Source organism: Aquimarina rubra, from assembly GCF_042684305.1.
Lineage (GTDB): Bacteria > Bacteroidota > Bacteroidia > Flavobacteriales > Flavobacteriaceae > Aquimarina > Aquimarina rubra.
In genome coordinates this window covers 51823-74454 of sequence record NZ_JBHULE010000001.1, presented here as the reverse complement: position 1 = coordinate 74454, position 22632 = coordinate 51823, and the positions used below count along the sequence as shown (strand labels likewise).

Here is a 22632-nt window from a genome sequence, read left to right as displayed (position 1 = left end):
ATTATATATCCAAGTTTTAAGCATTTTCAAAAACAAGATTTGATGAGATGGCATAGTGCTTATACCACGCGAATAGGTATAGTCGTTATGCCATTAATGATTGGCCAGCTTGCACTAAGTGTAATTCAAGCTTATGCGATTTTTGACTTTTATAGTTTAATAGACTTGTTATTTATAATTGGTGTATGGATGTCTACTTTTTTGCAGTTTGTTCCACTACATACTAGCATCTCTCATGGTGATATTGATAAGAAACTAATGAACAGATTAACAAGTCTTAATTGGTTACGAACGCTTTTGTGGACACTGATTTTTTTCTGGAGTTTATATATTATGGTATAGATGGTCGTCTATTGTATTCTTTTCTCTTCTAATAACGTTTATATCTTGTTAAAACTCTCTCATTAAGGTATTTTTGTTTAAGTATTTTGTAAATTAGTTAAACGTTTTTAAAATGAAAAAATCCAACCTTCCTTCAAAAATATGTGTAGTATGTAAAAGACCATTTACCTGGAGGAAAAAGTGGGAAAAGGTGTGGGATGAAGTAAAGTATTGTAGTAATAAATGCAGAAACAATAAACAAAGGATTAATACAGTAAAATAGTGACATTAAATTGTTCAGAAGTATGACTAAGACAGGACTTATATGGTTTAGGAATGATGTGAGAATTACTGATAATAATTCTTTGTACAAAGCAACGTCTGAAAATGATAAAGTAATTGCGGCTTTCTTTTTTGATCCAAGGTTATTCGAAAAGAATCGATTTGGGTTTGAAAAAACAGGGAAATTCAGAGCTAAGTTCCTTATTGAAAGTATTGCTGAGCTTAAAGAAAATTTGAATGATCTTAATATCACACTTTTGGTTTATAATGATAAACCTGAAAAAGTTATACCCAAACTCATTGATGACTACCATATAAATAATATTTACCTTCAAGAAGAGTGGACCACAGAAGAAACAGAAATATTAGCAAAGATCAAAAAAGAAACATATGATCTAAATATAGAATGGATTGAGTCATATGATCAATTTCTTTTTCATCCAGAAGACATATCCTTTAATTTTCACGAAATACCACAAGTATTTACAGCATTTAGAAAGCAATGTGAAAAATTAACAACGGTAAGACCAGAAGTTCGAATTGATCCAATGTCCTCTGAAAATATCATTAACCACGCTACGCAAATCCCTTCATTGTCAGATCTTGGTTTTCAGGATTTTGAAACAGATTCTAGAACCGCATTTCCTTTTAAAGGAGGAGAGAACATGGGGTTGAAAAGGGTAGAGGACTATTTTTGGAATACTAAAAGACTATCATATTATAAAAAAACTAGGAATGGCTTAGTAGGAAAAGATTATAGTTCTAAGTTTTCAGCCTGGTTGGCTAATGGATGTATTTCTCCTCGAACGATATACCACAAATTACGCTCGTATGAAAAAGAAGTAGAAAAAAATCAAAGCACGTACTGGTTAGTTTTTGAATTAATTTGGAGAGATTTTTTTAAATACATTTCCATAAAACATGGTAATGACCTTTTTAAGATAGGGGGAATACTTCACAAAGACTATTCTTGGTCACAAGACAGTCAAAAGATTCATCAATGGATTCATGGGGAAACTAAAGAACCTTTTGTGAATGCAAATATGATAGAGCTTAAAAACACCGGTTGGATGAGTAATCGTGGTCGACAAAATGTGGCCTCTTATTTCTCAAAAGAACTAGAGCTGGATTGGAGGATAGGAGCAGCGTATTTTGAATCGTTACTGATCGATTACGATGTGCATAGTAATTATGGAAACTGGCAATATGTTTCGGGAGTTGGCAATGATCCCAGAGATCGAAAATTTAATATAAAACTACAAGCAGAAAGATATGATCCGAATCAAAAGTTTCAAAATCTTTGGCTACAACCAACATTATTTTAGTTTATGATACTACGTTTACTTCTTGGTGATCAATTAAATTATGAGCATTCCTGGTATGGTGATGAACAAGACAACGTTTGCTATTTTATGGCAGAAATGCGTCAGGAAACCGATTACACTGTACATCATATTCAGAAAGTAATAGGGTTTTTTCAGAGTATGCGAAATTTCGCTTCTTGGTTGGAAAAAGAGGGGTGTAATGTGATTTATTATACCTTGGATCATAAGGATAATCAGCAAGATTTAGTGGCTAATCTAGAAAGATTAATTGAAGAAAAGAAGATTACAAAGTTCGAATATCAACTTCCGGATGAATATCGATTGGATGTGCAGTTGAAAGATTTCAGCCATCAATTATCAATAGAAACAGAAGCATTTGATACAGAACATTTCCTGACATCCAGAACGGATCTTGCTAATTTTTTCGAAGGTAAGAAGCAATATACAATGGAATATTTCTATCGTGACATGCGAAAGAAATACGACATCATGATGATAACCAAAAAAGATCCCGAAGGTGGTAAATGGAATTTTGACCAAAGCAATAGAAAGAAATGGAAAGGAAGTCCAATGGTTCCAGGAAAGAAAGATTTAAATAACAATGTAACAGAATTGGTTGAATTAATTCATAAAGAAGGGGTCAAAACCATTGGTAATATAAAAGAAAAGAAATTTAACTGGCCAACATCGAGAGAAGAATGCTTATCTATTTTAGAATATTTCTGCGAACATTTATTAGTGCATTTTGGAGACTATCAAGATGCGATGCACCCAGATGAGAAATATTTATTTCATAGTAGACTATCTTTTGCAATGAATACCAAAATGCTTCACCCAATGGAAGTAATAACTAAAGTTATTGATCATTGGAGAAAACAAAAAGATGAAATAGATATATCACAAGTAGAAGGATTTGTACGTCAGATTTTGGGATGGAGAGAATATATGCGCGGTATGTATTGGGCAAAAATGCCAAAGTATAAAGAGCTAAACAAGTTGGATAACAATAATAAACTCCCGGATTTTTATTGGACAGCTGAGACTAAAATGAATTGTATGAAGTCTGCAATTAATCAAAGTCTGGATGATGCTTATGCACATCATATACAGCGTTTGATGATCACAGGTAACTATGCGTTATTAACAATGACAGATCCTGATGAGGTTGATCAATGGTATTTGGGCGTTTATATAGATGCTATTGAATGGGTGGAGATTACAAATACTCGTGGTATGAGTCAGTTTGCAGATGGTGGATTGGTGGCAACAAAACCCTATGTGTCTAGCGGGAGCTACATTAATAAAATGAGTAATTATTGTAAAGGTTGTCATTATAAAGTTTCAAAGAAACACGAAAAAGACGCTTGTCCTTTCAATTCTCTTTATTGGAACTTTTTAGATGAAAAGCAAGAATATTTTAAAGATAATCAACGGATGTCCATGATGCTCAACCTATTGCATAAAATGGACAAAGAAAAATTACATGAGTTAAAAGTAAGAGCTAATCATATTATCGAAAATCCCAATGAATATTAATAAAGAACATATCAACATAGTCTGGTTTAAGAGAGATCTTAGATTACAGGATAATGAAGCGGTGTATAATGCGATAGCAGCAGATACGCCAACTTTGTTGTTATATGTTTTTGAAAATTCATTGAGGGAAGATAAACACTATAGCGAGCGCCACTGGAATTTTATAAAGCAATCACTAAATGATATTAATGCTCAGTTAACACCTTATAAAACCAAAGTGTTATGTGTTTCTTCAGAGGTTATCCATACAATTGGAACTTTACAACAATTTTGGAAAATTGATCAAGTATTCTCTCATCAGGAAACAGGAATTAGAATTACCTATGAGCGAGATAAATCTTTCTCTCGTTTTTGTAAAAATAATTTGATTCAGTGGGTGGAGAATGCTAATAATGGTATTCATAGAGGACTAAAGAATAGAGAGAATTGGAGAGAAGATTGCGAGCATTATATGAACCAACCTCAATTTAAATTTAGTCCTAAGGCTGATAGTTTTGTTCCAATTGAAAAGATACTAGAACTTGAGAAGATTTTCAATGTTGTTGATTTAGATACTACTACGAACATGAATTTTCAGCAAGGGGGAACGACAAAAGGATATGAATATTTATTATCTTTTTTTAACGGACGTTATAAGAATTATAGTTTTCATATATCTAAACCAGAACTTGCACGTAAAGGTTGTAGTCGTCTGTCTCCATATATTTCATGGGGAAATCTTTCGATTCGACAAGTTTGGCAATATGCTATAAAACAAAGAGAATCATCTGAAAATAAAAAACAAATTGATGCATTCACTTCCCGATTGCAATGGCAAGTACATTTTATTCAGAAGTTCGAGATGGAAGATATTATGGAGTTTGAAAGTATTAATAAGGGATATCGAAAACTAAAGAAGCAAATTTCTGAAGCATACCAAACAGCCTGGAAAGAAGGTAAAACAGGATACCCACTAGTAGATGCTTGTATGCGATGTTTAAAAGAAACGGGATACATCAATTTTAGGATGAGAGCTTTAGTGGTTTCTTTTTTTACGCATAATCTTTGGCAACCCTGGCAGGATGCTAGTGCACATTTGTCCAGTATGTTTTTGGATTTTGAACCGGGAATTCATTTTCCGCAATTACAGATGCAGGCAGGAGAAACCGGAATTAATACACTTAGAATATATAATCCTGTAAAGAATAGTATAGAGCATGATCCCGATGGAGTCTTTATAAAAAAATGGGTTCCGGAATTGAGAAATGTTCCTGATGCTTATATCCATGAACCGCACAAAATGCCACCTTTAGAACAACAATTTAATAACTTCGAAATTGGAAAAGATTATCCATTTCCTATAGTCGATATGAACACGACTCGAAAAAAGGCAAGCGATACTTTATGGGCAATGAAAGAAGATACTCTGGTGAAAAAGGAAGGCTATCGAATTTTAAAAAAACATACATTACCTAATAGAAAAATCTAAACTTAAATGCAAAAGGAATTAACAATAAGAGATATAGATAGAATAATCGAAATGGCCTGGGAAGATCGTACGCCTTTTGATGCTATTTTAATGCAATTTGGACTTAAAGAACAGGAAGTAATCAATCTGATGCGCAAAGAAATGAAGCCATCTAGTTTTAGAATGTGGCGAAAAAGAGTACAAGGCCGAAAAACAAAACATCTTAAAAAACGTATTTTTGAAGAAGGAAGATTTAAATGTTCCAGACAAAAACAGATAACCCATAATAAAATTTCAAAAAGATAAATGATGAGTGATAAAAAACCAGACCAGGTAGTTTATAATGAAGAGGAAAATCGTTATGATGCAGCATTAAAACCTTATGCTACAGATGTAGGTGCTCCTGTGATAACAATACCAGATACCGTAGCCTGGAAAAACACAAATGTCCACAAAGTAAATAAACAGGTAAAAGCTAAGTATGAAGAGCTACGAGCGCAATACGATGCTTTGATGGAGCAATTTGAGTATAATAATTTGGTTTACAATGCTAAATTTACTTTTGAGCCTATAGTAGGCGAAACATATCACCTTTACCGAAATAGAAAAGAAGAACCGTTTCTATCTATCATCGCACCATCAGAGTGTAGTTTTGATCATTTGGGAACTTTTAGGCTTAATGCTGATAAAATGTGGGAACAGTTGTAGGGAGTCGTGGTTATAGATAAAAATGTAGAATTCTTCCTCTTTAGATTAACCAGAATATTTGCATAAACACAACAATTGGTCTTGATCCGAAAATAGAAGTTATAAAAGCCCCTAAAACATTAAATTGATATAAAAAACTTCTCAGAGATCTGCATAGGAATGGATGAATAAAATTTGGTAAAAAAATAGTATTGTTGATAACTTACTAAGTGAATTTTATTAACAACAATGTCAGTAACTTTTCTTTATTAGCCAAAGGTACCAAGCTTATGAACAATTTTTAATTTTCTCCTTTTTTGCGAATTTTAATCTATTTAGAACGGTTCTAATTAATTATTTTTATATTTGATCATAATGAAAAAAGGAGTTAGTTGCCGCTAACCCCTTTTCCGACCTTTAAGTTATTAAGCCGTATTCTAATGAGAAACCGCACACTTAATTTTATTGGTCTATATTTTTTCTAATGATGAAAAAATAATTATATGTAATATCAATTGAGTCTTCTACACTCGATACTAACAGAGCTAATGAGACTCTTTTTACAGCTAATGGGACTGGATAGTACCTTAATATCTTCTGAAGTAAAATTACCAATTCTGTTCAGTCCTTTCACATTTTAAAAAAAAACGTTTTAAACAAAGTTTTCAACAAATAGGGAATTAACCTATAAAAATCAAGATTTACTAAAAACTATTTAAATCATTGATTATCAGTATTTTGAGTCTTTAAAAAAAGATATAAACAAAGCTGTTAGTAACCCCAAAAAACACTTATTTTTCAGTTGCTAACACAGTTTTTTGTCTTCAAAAACAAAACCAAAAAAAACTCTATTTTACGGCAAAACCACACGTTAATACCTAGGTGAAAAAACCAATAAAAACGATGATTTTAATTAAAAAAGTACTTTTTTTGGATAATTCCCTATATGTTCAGGGAAAAAATAACTATAAAATTCTTCTAATTATGCATTTTTATTGGTAGAACCTACTGAAATAACCAGACCAGGACCTTTAGAGAAGTTTAATTTTCGAATGGATATATGTGCTAATCTTTAATGCTTTATAGATAGTGGTCTTTTGGTTCGATAGCTAAATTAGGATAAATGAATATAATTGAATTCAATTCAACCCGAAGATACCAGTTTTATTCCTTTCAAGAATTCCTGAGATAACAGTAAAAGAAGTTTATGATAAGGATTATGTTTTCTTTGTTTTTCTAAAACAAAGAAAAGATGTTATTCTAGGTTATTTTAATTATCAAGAGTTTAAAGTTAAAACTATTTTTAAAAATTGAAATAAAAAAAAACGCCTCATCGTAAGATGAAGCGTTTTTTGCGGAGAAAGAGGGATTCGAACCCCCGGAGGTGTGACCCTCGCTGGTTTTCAAGACCAGTGCATTCGACCACTCTGCCATTTCTCCAGTGTCTAGTCTCATCAGGTATTTCCTGAATGCGGGTGCAAATATAATAACCTTTTTTAATTCTAAGAAGATTTTTTATAATTAATTTGAGTAATTTTTTAAGAAAACATTCGCAAAATCATCTCCCGCTAAATCTGTATATTGCATGTGTTATAAAAAAGGAATTCAATGAAAAATATTTTATTTGTAATTGGTTTATCTATTCTATACTCTTGTGGTAGTTCGCAAAATTCATCAAATACCGGTAGTTCAGGCACTTCTAATGCAAAAGAGGATAAATTGGATGTTGCTTCTTACGCAGAAACAATAACTTCTAAAGAGCTTAAGGATTACTTGTATACGTTTGCAGGAGATGATTTTGAGGGTAGAGATACCGGAGAAGCTGGTCAGAAAAAAGCTGCAGAGTATTTAAAGGAACAATATAAAAGAATGAATATTCCATCTCCAATGGGAGGAGATAATTATTTTCAGGAAATACCCGAAAGTTATTTTAGAGGAGGTATTAAATCTTCAGAAAATGTATTAGCTTACATAAAAGGCAGTGAAAAACCGGATGAAATTATTGTATTATCTGCTCATTATGATCACGTAGGTGTGGATAGTAAAGGTAATATTTATAATGGTGCCGATGATGATGGATCAGGAACGGTTAGTCTTTTGGAAATTGCAGAGGCTTTTGCAAAGGCAGCCAAAGATGGTCAAGGGCCCAAAAGATCAGTACTCTTTTTGCACGTCACAGGAGAAGAGAAAGGATTGTATGGTTCTAAATATTACACAGAGAATCCTATTTTCTCATTAGAAAATACGGTTACAAACCTAAATATAGATATGATTGGTCGTATCGATGAAGCTCACCAATCAGAAGATATGAAAGATTATGTGTATTTAATAGGAAGCGATAGGTTAAGCACCGAATTACATACGCTAAGCGAGGAAATGAATACGAAATACACCCAGTTAAATTTAGATTACACCTATAATGCAAAAGATGATCCTAATCGATTTTATTATAGGAGTGATCACTATAATTTTGCAAAACACAATATCCCCATTATATTTTATTTTAATGGAGTTCACGAGGATTATCACCAACCAACGGATACTCCGGACAAGATTGAGTATGATCTTATGACCAAAAGAGCCAAATTAGTTTTTTATACCGCTTGGGAAGTAGCAAATAGAGAAAAAAGATTAGTTGTGGATGGTATCGGAAAGGAGTAAAATAATTTTAAAAAATACCCAAAAACGAAAAAGACTCTGCATTCACAGAGTCTTTTTTTTGTAAAGGGTGGAAGATCGGTCTCGAACCGACGACCTCCTGAACCACAATCAGGCGCTCTAACCAACTGAGCTACAACCACCATTTAATTTCGGCTGCAAAAATACGGTATTTCTTTATTTTACAAAAGAAAAAATCAAATTAAATTAAGTCAAAAATAGAATCGACTGCCGGATAACGTTCTGCTATATATCCTTCTGCATACTCAACACCGATGATCCTTCCCAAATCCGCAGCCCGATATTGCACACTATCCTTAAAATTTTTACTTGATATAGGTGTCTCCGGAGCTTCACTATTGCTATCATAGAATTGTGACTTGTAAGCTAGTACGCTTTCCATCTTTTTGTCCATATACCCACTGATATCCACTACAAAATCTGGTTTCAGAATTTCCCATTGAATATAATGATATACTTGTTTGGGTCTCCACGCATCTTGAGAATTGCCATTAATAGAAGTTTCTATTTTGCGGAGGCCGGATAAAAAGCATGCATCACTTGTTAATTTACTTCCTTTACCGTGATCGATATGACGGTCTGTTATAGCATTACATAGAACAATTTCTGGTCTGTATTTTCTGATAATTTTAATGATTTCTAGTTGATGTGCTTCGTCGTTTACGAAAAAACCATCTCTAAAACCTAAATTCTCTCTCACCGATACCCCCAGAATGTTAGCAGCATCTTTTGCTTCTTGATCTCTTATTTCCGGAGTTCCTCTAGTTCCTAGTTCTCCGCGAGTAAGGTCCAGTATTCCTACTTTTTTACCTCTATCTGTTTCTTTTGCCAAGGTGCCGGAACAACTCAATTCTACATCATCGGGATGTGCCCCAACAGCTAAAATGTCTAATTTCATATTAGTGTTCAAGTTCTAATATTTTAATTTTTTGTAATGCTTGTTCTATATCCTCCATTAAATCTTCACTCTCTTCAATTCCGACACTAAATCTTAGCAATCCATCACTAATTCCTTGGTGTTTTCTTTCTTCTTCAGTTAGTAAGGCGTGAGAGGTAAGAGTGGGAGACAGTATAGTGCTTTCTACTCCAGCAAGACTCATAGAACTTTTTATTAGTTTTAGTTCTTTTTGAAATTTACTTGCATCCAGACCTTCTTTTAATTCAAAAGACAGCATACCTCCAAATCCTTTCATTTGTTTTTTTGCTAATTCATAATCAGGGTGTGATTTCAAGCCTGGATAATAAACTGCTTTGATATCCGTATGTTTTTGTAACCATTTTGCCATTTTCTTGGCATTTTTATTTTGTTGTTTTACGCGTAGGCCTAAAGTCTTTATGCTTCGTTCTAACATCCAAACCGTAAAATCACTTAAGCTACCTCCTAGGTTTTTCGCTAAATGAAATATTTGGTCCATATTTTTTTCTGAAGAAACAACAGCTCCGGCTAATATATCACTGTGTCCTCCTAAATATTTTGTAGCAGAATGTATCACAATATCAATACCTAACTCGATTGGATTTTGATTTACAGGAGAAGCAAATGTGTTATCAATCATTGTGATGATTCCTTTCTTTTTTGCTAATGCCGAAATGGCGCTTATATCGGTAATTGTTAATAAAGGGTTAGAAGGAGTTTCAATGTAGATTACTTTGGTGTTTTCTTTGATTTTATCTTCAAATCCACGAGCATCCTGAGAATCTACAAACGAATATTCTATACCATACTTGCTGAATTCTTCGTTGACCAAGTTAGCGGTACCTCCATAAAGTGTCCTTTGTAAAACAATATGATCACCTTTTCTTAGAAAAGCTAGAAGAGCGGTACTAATTGCTGCCATTCCACTGCCAAAAATAAGCGATGCTTCGCCTTTTTCGAGTCGCGCGATTTTTTTACATAATGCTTCTTGATTTGGAGTGTTGAAATAACGAGGATATCGCTTGATATCTACATCTTCGAATGCATATGAAGTTGATAGGTATATGGGAGATATAGCTCCTTTAAATTGCTTGTCTTCAATTTCCCCAACATGGGTGCAAATTGTATTAAAACCAGTATTTTTTGAGTTCATGTTCGTGTATTAAGCTAGAATTTGTGCTCTAAAATAATATATTCACGAATAAATAGGATATCCTTTAACAGAATAAATTGTTTGATTAGAATTGTCGAGATTTTAATTTATGTATTTCACTTTAGAAATATTCTTCATAATTGTCTGGAAGAATTGTTGCGTATCGTAGGGTTTGATAATCACATCATTCATACCTACTGATAATGCCTGATCTCTTATTTCACCCTCTTCTACAGCAGTAAGTGCTATAATTGGGATATGAGTGTTGAATGTTCGAATTACCGTGGTTGCATCAAGGCCATTCATTTCTGGCATGTTAATGTCCATTAGGATTAAATCGAAATCTTCATTTTTTACCATATCTATGGCGTCCATCCCATTACTAGCCAAATTACAGGTGTACCCTTTTTTCTTTAGGATATTCTGAGTTACAATTTGATTAATTTTATTATCGTCAACAATAAGGATATTAAAATTGGTAGTACCAATACTAATTGATTCACCCGTTTGAGAAGAAATATCCTGTTCTTTTATAGCTTTTTCATAACTCAGATCGAAAGTGAATTCTGAACCAACACCTTCTTCACTATTAATGAAAATCTCACTTTTATGAAGATGAATTAATTTCTTTACAATGGCTAAACCAAGTCCTGTGCCTTCATATTCTTGGTTTTGGTTTTTAACTTGAGCGAAATTATCGAAAATCGTTTCTTGCTTACTTTTAGGAATTCCGATACCATCATCTTTAACTATAAAGCGTAAGTGGTAGTTATCATCCTGATAGTCAAGACACTTTACTTTTATCCAAATATTTCCATTATTTGTAAACTTCAGCGCATTACCAATGAGATTAATTAATATTTGGGACAATCGTACAGAGTCTCCAAGTAATGTAGTTTTTATGGTTGAATCTATTTCAATATGTACAGTGTTATTGTTGTTTTTTTGTTTAGAATGCAAGGAATTAACTATTCCTTCTACCAAAGATCTCAGATCAAACGAAACTTTCTCGAGTTTAACTTCATTTGTCTCAATTTTACTTAGCTGAAGTACGTCGTTGATTAATGCAAGTAAGTAATCTCCTGAGAATTTTAAAGATTCTAAATATTCATTTTTCTTTTTTGCTTCTGGGTTTTCCATTAAGAGAGAAGTAAGACCTATCACCCCATACAGCGGAGTTCTTAATTCATGACTTACGGTAGATATAAATTGTGATTTTAGCGTAGAAACCTGTTCAGCTGTTTCTTTGGCGTTGATCAATTCTTTGTTTTTTCCAATTAGATCATTATTCAATTTTTTCTTCTGTAAATTATTCTTGTACGAACTAATTAAGAATGCTAAAGAGATTAATATCAAAACAACACCAAGAATAATACTAATCTGCCATTTGATTTCTTTAGAGTAGTTTTCGTCATCTTTCTTATTGGCTTGTTCAACTTGATCTTTCATTTGATCAACTTTAAACTCTATAATTGCTCTCTGTAGGGCAATTTCTTTTGTCAGATCTTCTGATTTCAAAAGATTTTCGTAATGCTTTTCTAGGTATGGTGTGGCTGATTCAAACTCTTTTTGAGCTTTATAAATTTTATATTTGGTAAGATAGGAGGTAGCTAATTCTTTATGATAAGTAGAAATCAGGCTTTTGTTGTTTTCGGGGTTTTCAATTTCATTTTTAGCAAAAGATATGGCATTTTGAACATGTTCATCCGCTCTTTCATATCTTCTTACCTGCAAAAAATACCTACCAAGTAAATTACTTAACTTGGTTTTTTGAGGACTTGCGATATTCATATCCTTACCAATAAAGGCTCTTACTTTGGTCAAGTATTCATCACTTGTTTCGTAATCATTATTGTTAATATAATAATCGGCAAGATTTAATAAAGGCTTGACCATATTTAAAGTATCCTTTATTTCTTTTGCAATTTCGTAACCTTTCTTATAATGATTAATTCCTTTGTATTTCGTAGATTCGTTTCGAATAAATAGGTTTCCGAGATTGTTATAAAGTTTGGCCTTTAGATAAATAGTTTTAGAACTTGAAGCATAGGTTTTTGCTATCGTATAGTTCGTAATAGCCTCGCTTTCCTGACCATTTAGTTCATGAACTCTAGCGATAATATCGTGAATCTTAGCCAGATTTTTTTCGTCATCGTTATATTTTGCAGTTTTATAAGCTATTTGAGCCTTTTCTAAAGCCTGCTCATACTTATATTCCTCCAGTAAAATTTCGGCTTGCTCAATATGTGATTGAATACTACTTCCATCCAAGGGAGTTTGAGCCATTGCATTTAGTGAAATAAATACAACAAACAATATAACTATTTGATTAAGAGAGTTACTCAACTTATTAAATTTTTAGTCATTGGTTATAAGCGAAAATACAAAAATACCGCTTACAAAGTGCAAATCATCGTGTAAAAAGGACAATTAATCCGTAATTTATGTAAGGTTTTTTCTTTTTTTGTAGGATTTCCCAAAGAGTAATGAAGGAATTATGATCTATTAGGAAAAACTATAGAGAAATAGAAAATTAAAATTATCACTATATAATGGTTCGATTATGAGGTGTATATTTGCGACTTCGAAAAAAAATATTAATCACAGTTAAAAAAACAAAAAATGGCATTTGTAGGTAAAAAATTTCCAAATCTTGACGTTGACGCAATGAATGATATGGGAGATACTTTTAAGCTTAACGTACTAGAGGAAGCTAAAAATAATAACAAAAAAGTTTTACTTTTTTGGTACCCAAAGGATTTTACCTTTGTGTGTCCAACAGAATTGCATGCATTTCAAGAGGCTCTGGCAGAATTTGAAAAAAGAAATACGATCGTAATTGGTGCTTCTTGTGATACTCCAGAAGTTCATTTTGCGTGGTTAAATACGTCGAAGGATAATGGAGGTATTGAAGGAGTTACATATCCCATATTAGCTGATTCAAATCGTAATCTTTCTAATACATTAGGTATTTTGGATATTACAAACGAAACATATAACGAAGAAACAGGAATAGTAACTGTAGAAGGTGATAATGTAACGTATAGAGCTACATATTTAATTGACGAAGAAGGAACAGTTTTTCACGAAGGTGTTAACCATATGCCAGTAGGAAGAAACGTTGCAGAGTTTTTAAGATTAATTGATGCGTATGCACACGTTCAGAAAAATGGAGAAGTATGTCCTGCTAACTGGGAAGAAGGAAAAGATGCAATGTCTGCTAACAGAGACGGAGTAGCTTCTTATTTAGCTTCTCACTAAGATGTATATTCATCTATAGGATAAACTTCTCATGGCAGTTTTGTCAGGAGAAGTTTATTTTTCACTATCTAATTTATAAGTAATGGTTCAAGAGTTAAGTACGGATAACCTTTCTGAAATTGTAAATAATAATACTATTGTTATAGTTCAATATTCTGCTACCTGGTGTGGTAATTGTAGAATTATGAAACCTAAATTTAAGAAGTTAGCATCAGAAAATAATGATGTAGTTTTTATGATGGTAGATGCTGAAAAAAATCCTGAGTCAAGAAAAATGGCAACGGTTGATAATCTTCCTACTTTTGCGACTTTTAAAAATGGAGCTTTTGTAAATCAGGTTCAGACAAATAAATTTGATGTTTTAAAAGAATTAGTAAATGAAGTTACCAATAATTAAACATCTTACATCTTTCATTGAAGAAAATGATGAGGACTTTCTTGTAGAGACTATTGAAACCCTAGAAGCGCTAACCGAAGTTTCTTCGTTAAAAGATGAAGAGCTGGATGTAATAGGGGAGTTGATCTCTAATATGTACGGAGCTATTGAAGTCCACAAAATGACTAAAAGCGGTACTCCAAGAAAAGAAGCTTTAAATAGTTTTATGCAACGCGTAATGGGGTCTATAGATACCTAATTGCGTATAACTATATGTTTAAAAAAAGTGCTGCCTTTCTATCTAAAAGAAAGGCAGCACTTTTTTTTATATGTTTTAGAGAACTTTTAGTTCTTAATGAATTTAATAACTCCTTTCTGATCTTTAAATTTGGCAAAGTAAACACCTCTTGACAATTTCGAAATATCAATTTTGGTGCTATTTTCTAAGATATTGGTAGTGATCATTTTTTGCCCTACCAAGTTATAAATTTGAAGTGTTTCTTGTTTAATAAATTTCCCTTCTAAAGTTATACTGTTAGAGGCCGGAATGGGGTATAATAATGCTCCGGAAGCAATCACAAAATCATCTACACTTAAAACAGCATCTACCGTAAGTTGGAAGGTACAGTTAGCAGTGGTTCCAGAAGTTGCTGTTAAGGTAATTGTATGAACACCTTCGCTCAAAGTAGTACCTGGTGATGGACTCTGTGTAACAGTAGCGGTACATCCTTCATTGATCGCATTTCCCATTCCTGTGTAATCGGGAACCGTAAAAGTGGAAGAACCAGCATCAGTTCCGGTAGTCTGATCTTCTGGACAATTCATAGTTAACGGAATGGCAGGTAAATTATAACCCGTTGCTGTGAATTCGGTAGTAAATACATCGATATCAGCACAGCTATAACCCATGTCTATAGCTGCCTGTCTTACTGCAATCGCTGCATTTTCCTGATTAGTAGAACTATTTGTCATTCCGAGTCCTTCTAAAAAGGCTTTGTCTGTTTTTTCGCGTCCTATGATATCAAAAATTCTCATCAGACTTGTAGACCAGATTTGCCCGTTAGCGTGGGCGAATCCTGTTATGAGGTCATCTGGATATTGGGCATTGTAATCTGTTGTTCTTCCTCCCCAGAAGGTGTTGTGACCATCCCATCCAAAAACGAAATGATACGATGCATCTGATGGTTGCCACTGTCCTAAACTTCGTTTATAAGATTGAGCCCAATAATCGCCACATCCTTCGCTTAGGGCTTCTACTTGAGATAAAGAACCATTAGTGACCCAATCATGCAGTCCGTGACCTAATTCGTGAAGAATAACATCTGCATCTTCACCATCATCTACACCGCCTTCTCCAAAATTCAATTGACCTCCACCATAAGATGACTGATCAGCACCGTTCCATGCGCTTGGATCAAACTCTACAACACCTCCATTAAATGTAGAAACTAGCGATATACCCAAAGTTTCATTGATATATCTAAGACTCTTATCAAGGTGATAGTAGCAATTAACAGCCTCAAAAGCATCATCGTTTCTGTTGAAATTAAAATCGGGAGAATTCTGAGTGAAAATACCTTTGGTTGGGGCTTCAATATCTCTAATTTCAGCATACGGGCCTTTTAGAGTATAGATGCCACCCGTAAAATCAAGATCTTTTAACGTTACAGAAGATCTGGCAGCATCCAATTGAGCATTTGTTGCATCGTTATTATCAGCATAAGAACCCCCATAAGTTTGACCGCTTGCTGATAATGGATCAGGATCGAATATCATACCTGTCCCATCAACTAAAAAAGAAGCCACTGTATTTTTTTTAGAGGGATTGCTTTTTGATTTTTGATTAAGAATGGAATTTTCTGCCTTTTGGTGATCAATTTTTGGTTTTAGATCAGGGTTTCTTTTAATCGAAATATCTTCTGCTTTTAATACTTCGCCAGTTTGGGCATCTATAATCACTTCCCAATATCCAACAGGCAAGGTGGCGCTAATTTTATTTACATAAACCAGCCGAGTATCTCCTAATTTATTATATACGTATAATTTTGATTCTTCTCTAGAAAAACTTCCTTGTGCATTGATATGAGCTTTTGCCATATCCAAAGCCGAGGTTTTAAAAACTGAAGGAGTCGTATTAATTTTGGATACTTTTGTGTCGTAGTTATTAGCTACGTTGGTTACTTTATTTTTTTTAGATACGTGAATGGTAATCTCTGTATCGTATACTGGGATTCCATTGATGGTCTGCTGATATCGCATAGTATGACCTGATAAACTGCTTCTGGAGGCTCTTAAAATAAAGTTTTCTTCAGATGTAACTTTCAAGTTAACTTGATTACTTTTTATCCATTCTCGTGCGATCTGATCCGGTGTTTTTTGGGCGTATACATTTATGCATAACCCCAAAAGAAATACTTTGGTTAATAGTTGTAATTTTCTCATTATTTGTTGAAGTACGTTTCAATTAAAACATTTGAGATTAGAAAATCCCTAAAAATTTTTTTATTTCTTTTGATATGTGTAAAATTGAGGTAGGAAATAAATAGGTATTTCCATCACTTATTAAAACTTACTATTATGGCTACAATAACACTAGGCGGAAACTCAATACACACAAGCGGAGAACTACCAAAAGTAGGAGAGAAAGCACCGGATTTCGAATTAGTAAATACTGATTTATCGGTCTCAAAACTATCAGATTATAAAGGTTCTAGAGTTGTTCTTAATATTTTTCCTTCAATAGATACGGGAGTTTGTGCCGCATCCGTTAGACAATTCAATAAAGAAGCTAGCGATTTACAAAACACAAAAGTACTTTGTATATCCAGAGATTTACCATTTGCTCAAGCCAGATTTTGTGGAGCAGAAGGTTTAGAAAACGTAGTGAATCATTCAGATTTTAGAGATGGAAAGTTCGGAAAAGATTATGGTTTGGATATTATAGATGGCCCGATGAAAGGGCTCCACTCTCGAGCAGTTGTTGTAGTTGATGAAGAAGGAGCTATCATTCATACGGAACAAGTACCTGAAATTGCACAAGAACCTAACTATGCTGATGCTATAAAGACGTTGGTTTAATTGTATGAGTAAAATCTCAAAGTTTATTATTGGAAGATTACGAGGTTGTGGATATGCATTTAAAGGAGCATTATTGTTGCTTAAAACAGAACCAAGTATACAAGTTCAGGCTGTCATAGCAATCATTATGACAGCCTTAGGTTTCTATTTGAATATTACAACAACAGAGTGGATCCTACAGACTTTTGCAATCGGTCTTGTAATGAGCATAGAAGGGTTAAATACCACAATAGAAGCAATTGCAGATTTTATTCATCCAGATTTTCATGATAAAATTGGTTTTATTAAAGACATTGCAGCAGGAGCGGTTTTTATTGCTGCAATAACAGCCGTTGTGATTGGTTGTCTTATTTACGTTCCCTATTTATTCTAGAAAATTTTTTTGGCATTTCTACGTTCCATAATAGATATTCGTATTTTTGCGATAACACACCCAAAAAATGGCAAAAAAAAAGGCAGCAACAAAAAGGAAAACTGTTAAAAAACCAAAGACTCCTTTAAAAGAAAGATTTACTTTATCAAGACAACAAAAGGTTGTTTTGGGTAGTTTTTTATTTTTTTTAGGGATTGCATTATTCTTCGCATTTGTTTCTTTTTTCTTTAATTGGAAAATAGATCAAAGTGAAATATCTGAGTTTCCAAATAGGACTACTTCAGCAAAGAACTGGCTTAGTATATCCGGAGCAAAGGTTAGTGATTTTTTCATTTTTAGAGGTTTTGGTATATCTGCTCTAATTCTTCCGGTTTTGATTTCCTTAACTGGGGTTTATCTGTTCTTTGACTTAAATAGGAAGAAACTTGCGGGATTCTGGTTTTGGGGAACCTTGGTGATGTTATGGATTTCGGTAATTTTTGGATTTATCCAAAAAGAAAGCGGTTTATTCGCAGGAGTTATTGGGTATGAAGTGAATGATTTTATGCAGGACTATATTGGTTTTATAGGAACTGTATTGGTACTTGCGTTCTTTGCGATTGTATACATAGTCGTTCGTTTGCGTTATACTCCTGAAAAAATTTCCGCTTCATTAAAAAAGACACAAACAGAAATCACCAAGGACTATCAATCGGCAAAAAAAATAAATGGTACAAAGAGTATTAGAAAAGAAAAGGAAGAAGAGGTTGTAGAGAAAGAAATTTTATCTCCTGGAGATTCTAAGGATCTTTCAATTAATACTGTTACAGAAAAAGTTGAAGAAAAAACTCCGCTTGTTGATAATGATAAATTTACGAAATCAACAAAGACCACTGTAAATGAATTTTATGGGAATCCTGAAAATCAATCTGGTGAGATTCCCGAAAAATTAATTATAAAATCCGAGGATAATCCAGAGGATATTGCAATGGAGGTGGAGACCGTAGTGGAAGAAGAAGAAGTAGAAAACTTAAGCGCCAAGTTGGTGAAAGATTTTGGTGAGTTTGACCCAAAATTAGAGCTGGGTAATTATAAATTCCCAACGATTGATTTATTAAAAGATTATTCGATTCAAAATGGTGGAATTACGATTGATCAAGGAGAACTTGAAGAGAATAAGAATCGGATTGTAGAAACACTCAAAAATTATAAGATTGAGATTGCCCAGATTAAGGCAACTGTAGGACCTACAGTTACTTTGTATGAAATAGTTCCCGAAGCAGGAATTCGTATTTCAAAAATTAAGAACCTCGAAGATGATATCGCACTTTCTCTGGCAGCATTAGGAATCAGGATAATAGCACCTATTCCTGGTAAAGGTACCATTGGTATCGAAGTGCCAAATAAGAAATCAACGATTGTTTCTATGCGATCAGCAATCGCTTCATCTAAGTTTCAAGGAGCAGAAATGGAATTGCCTCTATCGCTGGGGAAAACGATATCTAACGAAACTTTTGTAGTTGATTTAGCAAAGATGCCTCACTTACTGATGGCGGGAGCAACCGGACAAGGTAAATCTGTGGGGTTAAATGCAATATTAACTTCTTTATTGTATAAAAAACATCCGGCCGAAGTTAAGTTTGTCTTGGTAGATCCCAAGAAAGTAGAATTAACATTATTTAATAAAATAGAAAGACATTATCTGGCTAAATTACCTGATACTGATGAGGCTATTATTACGGATAATAATAAAGTAATTAATACACTTAATTCTCTTTGTATAGAAATGGATGCTCGATATGACCTATTGAAAAATGCAATGGTCCGTAATATCAAGGAGTATAATACAAAATTTCGTGCACGTAAGCTCAATCCGGAAAATGGCCATAAGTTTTTACCTTATATAGTACTTGTAGTAGATGAGTTTGCGGATCTAATTATGACTGCAGGTAAAGAAGTAGAAACGCCCATTGCGAGATTAGCTCAGTTGGCACGGGCTATCGGGATTCATTTAATTATAGCTACTCAGCGACCTTCGGTTAATGTTATCACCGGTATGATCAAAGCCAATTTCCCAGCCAGAATTGCTTTTAGAGTAACTTCTAAAATTGATTCTCGTACTATTTTGGATACCGGTGGAGCGGATCAGTTGATAGGTAGAGGAGATATGTTATATACACAAGGTAATGATCTGGTAAGGATTCAATGTGCTTTTGTGGATACACCAGAGGTAGAGAGAATTACTGATTATATCGGAAGTCAAAAAGCATATCCGGATGCTCATATGTTACCGGAGTATTCCGGAGAAGAAAGTGGCACAAGTCTTGATATAGATGTGAAAGATAGAGATAAACTTTTTAATGAAGCAGCAGAAGTTATTGTCACAGCGCAACAAGGTTCAGCGTCTTTATTACAAAGAAAGCTTAAATTGGGCTACAATAGAGCTGGAAGATTGATCGATCAATTAGAAGCAGCCGGTATTGTAGGTCCTTTTGAAGGAAGTAAGGCGAGACAAGTTTTAGTGACCGATTTGGTAGCCTTAAAACAATTATTAGACGCTGAATAAACCAAGCGTAGAAAAGAAGTTTTAATATTTAGAAATATATAGATGATAAAGAGAATATTATTTTTAGTAGTTACATTATTTATTACTACCGCTCAGGCACAAGATGCAAAACAACTCTTGGATGAAGTGTCTACAAAGGTGAGAAGTTATGATAATATTGTAATTGGATTTAAATACGCCCTTAATAATCCGGCAGAAAATGTTTCTCAGGAAACTAGAGGAGATGTTACCTTATTGGGTGATAAATATTTATTGAACCTGATGGGTACTGAGCAAATGTATGACGGAAAAAAATTACACATCATTATACCAGAAGATGAGGAGATTAATATTTCTTCTCAAAGCGCTGAAGATGAAGCTAGTGTTACTCCATCCAAAATGCTTACTTTTTATGAAGAAGGATATACGTCTAAATTGGATATTGTACAGGATGTACAAGGAAGAAAAATTCAATTCGTAAAATTAATTCCTATTGACTCTAACAGTGATTTAAAAGAGATTTTATTAGGAATTGACAAGCAAACAAAGCATATTTATAAATTGATTCTAATGCAGAATAATGGTACTAACATTACCATTACGGTGAATAGTTTTAAAACAAATCAACCACTTTCTAAGACTTTGTTTGTTTTTGATGAATCAAAGTATAGTAATTATTACATCAATCGTTTAGATTAGTAATATATTTAAGCATTAATTTATAATCCATACATATCCCGAAGATTTCGGGATTTATTTTAGTAGCAAATAAGTGAAAATACTTGACAGATATATTCTAACGACTTTTTTTAAAACGTTTTTTCCACTCTTCGTTATCATCATGTTTATTCTGTTATTGCAGACTATCTGGCTGTTTATATCAGAATTAGCAGGTAAAGACCTGGACTTTTCAGTTATTATAAAGTTTTTGACATATGCTACACCTAGGTTAATACCTATGGTATTGCCACTTACCATTTTACTTACATCGATTATGATCTTTGGTAATTTTGCGGAAAATTATGAGTTTGCGGCGATGAAATCTTCTGGGATATCGCTGCAACGAGCCATGAGAACATTGTCTGTATTTATCTTTTTTTTAGGGATTGGTGCGTTTTTATTTTCTAATACCGTCATTCCTAACTCAGAACGTAAGTTTGTCAACCTCAGGAAAAATATAGTAAAGGTCAAACCCGCTATGGTTATTACGCCCAATCAGTTTAATGATCTGGGAGATATCAACATACGAGTCTCTGAAAAATATGGGGATAATGACCAATTTATTAAGGATGTAATTATTCATAAAAAAGAGGCAAGGGCCGGCAATTTTACTGTGATAAAAGCTACTGATGGAGAATTAAAAGGTAGTATAGATTCTGATCTGATCACACTGGTACTCAACGATGGAAATTATTACACAGAGGTTCAACAAAAATCTCCTAAACAAAGGAAAAAATTACCTTTTGCTAAAACTTATTTTCAGCAATATGTCCTTAATATCGATTTGTCTTCGTTAGACAATGTGGATATGGATGCCCAGCAGTACAGCAAAGGATTCAATATGTTAAATGTAAATGGGCTCAGAAATGAGATTGATACCTTATCAATTCAGGTTAATGAAGAGATGAAATCTGCAGAGGATGATGTAAATAGAAGAAATGGATTCAAAGAATTAAATCGAAATCTAAAAATTGACACACTCAAAAAAGCAACTAGTGATACCTTAGACCTAATTAATGATCGTTTTAGCGTAAAACAAAAATCACAGATATACAATTTGGCGTTTTCTAATGTCGATGGAGTAATAAGAAGAATACAAAGTGCCAAAAGGAATCTTGAAGTTAAAAAAAGAGCACTTAATAAATATGAAATGTCCTTACACGATAAGTACGCCTTGGGTATTGCCTGCGTATTATTGTTTTTTGTGGGTGCTCCACTGGGTGCAATTATTCGTAAAGGGGGTTTAGGATTACCGATTGTGATCGGAGTGGTGTTATTTCTTACGTATCATTTTATCGGAATTTTTGCTAAGAATGGAGCAGAAGAAGGAGGAATCCCTGCATTTGTAGGATCTTGGTTATCTACCTTTATTATATTCCCATTAAGTATCTTTTTGACGTATAGAGCAACACGAGATCGAGGATTCGTAAGTTTTGATATCCTGGTACAACCGATACGAGACTTTTTTGAAAAAAGGTCAAATAAAGTAAATAAGTTTAAAGACCAAAATACAACCGTTACAAATGAGAAGGTTGATATTGTCGTTGACGAAAATACTATAATAAAGGCTGAAAAAGATAAAAGGCATTTTCAAGATAATTCAGCAGTGGTTATTGCTTTATTTGTAATGTTGATTTTAGTCAATGTGGTTATTGCTCTGATATCAAAAGGTTCGGGAGATAGTAAAGTGATGTTATTACTTTTTAGTGGTGTAGGAGTTGTTTCCTACATAATGTTCTATCTAAAATCATATTTCAATCTAAAGAGTTTTTACAAACACTTCAAAGGAATTATAGATAAGCCTTCCTTGTTATTGTTTTTTATTGCGGGTATTCCATTGTATCCATTGGTGTATTTCTTTTATAAGAGCAGATTGAATAAAGATTTGAATAAAATCAGATAATTCTGGATACTTTTCCATTTCAGCATTATATAAATTACCTTTGCTTTCAAA

General features: G+C 33.4%; 20 protein-coding genes and 2 tRNA genes. 16 read left to right on the top strand and 6 right to left on the bottom strand.

All coding sequences use genetic code 11. From position 1 onward, the window contains the following. The first annotated feature begins 42 nt into the window (after positions 1-42). The 7 genes from ACFSR1_RS00270 to ACFSR1_RS00240 all read left to right on the top strand — a co-directional run bounded on the left by ACFSR1_RS00270 (position 43) and on the right by ACFSR1_RS00240 (position 5619). On the top strand, positions 43-342 hold the full coding sequence (locus tag ACFSR1_RS00270; protein WP_378288471.1) for a hypothetical protein: 300 nt from the start codon (positions 43-45) through the stop codon (positions 340-342). A gap of 112 nt (positions 343-454) precedes the next feature. Then, positions 455-604, top strand: a complete 150-nt coding sequence (locus ACFSR1_RS00265) for a DUF2256 domain-containing protein (RefSeq protein WP_378288469.1) — start codon at positions 455-457, stop codon at positions 602-604. Between the two features lie 22 nt (positions 605-626). Then, a complete protein-coding gene (locus ACFSR1_RS00260; protein ID WP_378288467.1) occupies positions 627-1928 on the top strand; it encodes a DASH family cryptochrome in 1302 nt (433 codons plus the stop codon). Between the two features lie 3 nt (positions 1929-1931). Further along, the gene (locus tag ACFSR1_RS00255; protein WP_378288465.1) at positions 1932-3464 is read left to right on the top strand and encodes a cryptochrome/photolyase family protein; all 1533 of its coding nucleotides are present in this window, start codon (positions 1932-1934) and stop codon (positions 3462-3464) included. Beyond that, a complete protein-coding gene (locus ACFSR1_RS00250) occupies positions 3454-4932 on the top strand; it encodes a cryptochrome/deoxyribodipyrimidine photo-lyase family protein (RefSeq protein WP_378288463.1) in 1479 nt (492 codons plus the stop codon). The genes ACFSR1_RS00255 and ACFSR1_RS00250 overlap by 11 nt, the downstream gene beginning before the upstream one ends. A 6-nt stretch (positions 4933-4938) precedes the next feature. Beyond that, positions 4939-5217 carry a TIGR03643 family protein gene (locus ACFSR1_RS00245; RefSeq protein ID WP_378288461.1) on the top strand — a complete coding sequence of 93 codons (279 nt, stop codon included), beginning with the start codon at positions 4939-4941 and terminating at the stop codon, positions 5215-5217. Then, a complete protein-coding gene (locus ACFSR1_RS00240; protein ID WP_378288459.1) occupies positions 5218-5619 on the top strand; it encodes a DUF2452 domain-containing protein in 402 nt (133 codons plus the stop codon). Between the two features lie 1334 nt (positions 5620-6953). Here ACFSR1_RS00240 and ACFSR1_RS00235 read toward each other — a convergent pair. Beyond that, positions 6954-7038: transfer RNA gene (locus tag ACFSR1_RS00235), tRNA-Ser, on the bottom strand. 168 nt (positions 7039-7206) lie between these two features. On the opposite strand from ACFSR1_RS00235, the gene ACFSR1_RS00230 reads away from it, so the two are divergent. Then, the gene (locus ACFSR1_RS00230; RefSeq protein WP_378288457.1) at positions 7207-8259 is read left to right on the top strand and encodes a M28 family metallopeptidase; all 1053 of its coding nucleotides are present in this window, start codon (positions 7207-7209) and stop codon (positions 8257-8259) included. A 65-nt stretch (positions 8260-8324) separates the two neighbouring features. Here ACFSR1_RS00230 and ACFSR1_RS00225 read toward each other — a convergent pair. The 4 genes from ACFSR1_RS00225 to ACFSR1_RS00210 form a co-directional block, all read right to left on the bottom strand. Then, positions 8325-8400: transfer RNA gene (locus ACFSR1_RS00225), tRNA-His, on the bottom strand. A gap of 58 nt (positions 8401-8458) precedes the next feature. Next, a complete protein-coding gene (gene bshB1 / locus ACFSR1_RS00220) occupies positions 8459-9175 on the bottom strand; it encodes a bacillithiol biosynthesis deacetylase BshB1 (RefSeq protein ID WP_378288455.1) in 717 nt (238 codons plus the stop codon). Position 9176: 1 nt separating this feature from the next. After that, the gene (locus tag ACFSR1_RS00215) at positions 9177-10346 is read right to left on the bottom strand and encodes a trans-sulfuration enzyme family protein (protein ID WP_378288453.1); all 1170 of its coding nucleotides are present in this window, start codon (positions 10344-10346) and stop codon (positions 9177-9179) included. 102 nt (positions 10347-10448) lie between these two features. Further along, complete coding sequence (locus tag ACFSR1_RS00210) at positions 10449-12692, bottom strand: tetratricopeptide repeat-containing hybrid sensor histidine kinase/response regulator (protein WP_378288451.1); 2244 nt, start codon at positions 12690-12692, stop codon at positions 10449-10451. Positions 12693-12968: 276 nt separating this feature from the next. On the opposite strand from ACFSR1_RS00210, the gene ACFSR1_RS00205 reads away from it, so the two are divergent. From ACFSR1_RS00205 to ACFSR1_RS00195, 3 genes are all read left to right on the top strand, one after another. Beyond that, positions 12969-13607, top strand: a complete 639-nt coding sequence (locus ACFSR1_RS00205) for a peroxiredoxin (RefSeq protein WP_378288449.1) — start codon at positions 12969-12971, stop codon at positions 13605-13607. An 82-nt stretch (positions 13608-13689) separates the two neighbouring features. Further along, positions 13690-14004: a thioredoxin family protein gene (locus ACFSR1_RS00200; RefSeq protein ID WP_378288447.1), complete on the top strand. Its 315-nt coding sequence runs from the start codon at positions 13690-13692 to the stop codon at positions 14002-14004. After that, positions 13985-14242, top strand: a complete 258-nt coding sequence (locus ACFSR1_RS00195; protein ID WP_378288446.1) for a DUF6952 family protein — start codon at positions 13985-13987, stop codon at positions 14240-14242. The genes ACFSR1_RS00200 and ACFSR1_RS00195 overlap by 20 nt, the downstream gene beginning before the upstream one ends. An 86-nt stretch (positions 14243-14328) precedes the next feature. On the opposite strand, the gene ACFSR1_RS00190 is transcribed toward ACFSR1_RS00195, so the two are convergent. Beyond that, positions 14329-16425 (bottom strand): T9SS type A sorting domain-containing protein, encoded by a 2097-nt coding sequence (locus ACFSR1_RS00190; RefSeq protein ID WP_378288444.1) that lies wholly within the window; start codon positions 16423-16425, stop codon positions 14329-14331. Positions 16426-16560: 135 nt separating this feature from the next. On the opposite strand from ACFSR1_RS00190, the gene tpx reads away from it, so the two are divergent. The 5 genes from tpx (at position 16561) to ACFSR1_RS00165 (ending at position 22581) form a co-directional block, all read left to right on the top strand. Further along, a complete protein-coding gene (gene tpx, locus ACFSR1_RS00185; RefSeq protein WP_378288442.1) occupies positions 16561-17061 on the top strand; it encodes a thiol peroxidase in 501 nt (166 codons plus the stop codon). A 4-nt stretch (positions 17062-17065) separates the two neighbouring features. Then, positions 17066-17434 (top strand): diacylglycerol kinase, encoded by a 369-nt coding sequence (locus ACFSR1_RS00180; RefSeq protein ID WP_378288440.1) that lies wholly within the window; start codon positions 17066-17068, stop codon positions 17432-17434. Positions 17435-17501: 67 nt separating this feature from the next. After that, complete coding sequence (locus ACFSR1_RS00175; RefSeq protein WP_378288438.1) at positions 17502-19979, top strand: FtsK/SpoIIIE family DNA translocase; 2478 nt, start codon at positions 17502-17504, stop codon at positions 19977-19979. 45 nt (positions 19980-20024) lie between these two features. Beyond that, positions 20025-20657: a LolA family protein gene (locus ACFSR1_RS00170; RefSeq protein WP_378288624.1), complete on the top strand. Its 633-nt coding sequence runs from the start codon at positions 20025-20027 to the stop codon at positions 20655-20657. Between the two features lie 73 nt (positions 20658-20730). Then, positions 20731-22581 carry an LptF/LptG family permease gene (locus ACFSR1_RS00165; RefSeq protein ID WP_378288436.1) on the top strand — a complete coding sequence of 617 codons (1851 nt, stop codon included), beginning with the start codon at positions 20731-20733 and terminating at the stop codon, positions 22579-22581. Positions 22582-22632 lie beyond the last annotated feature (51 nt).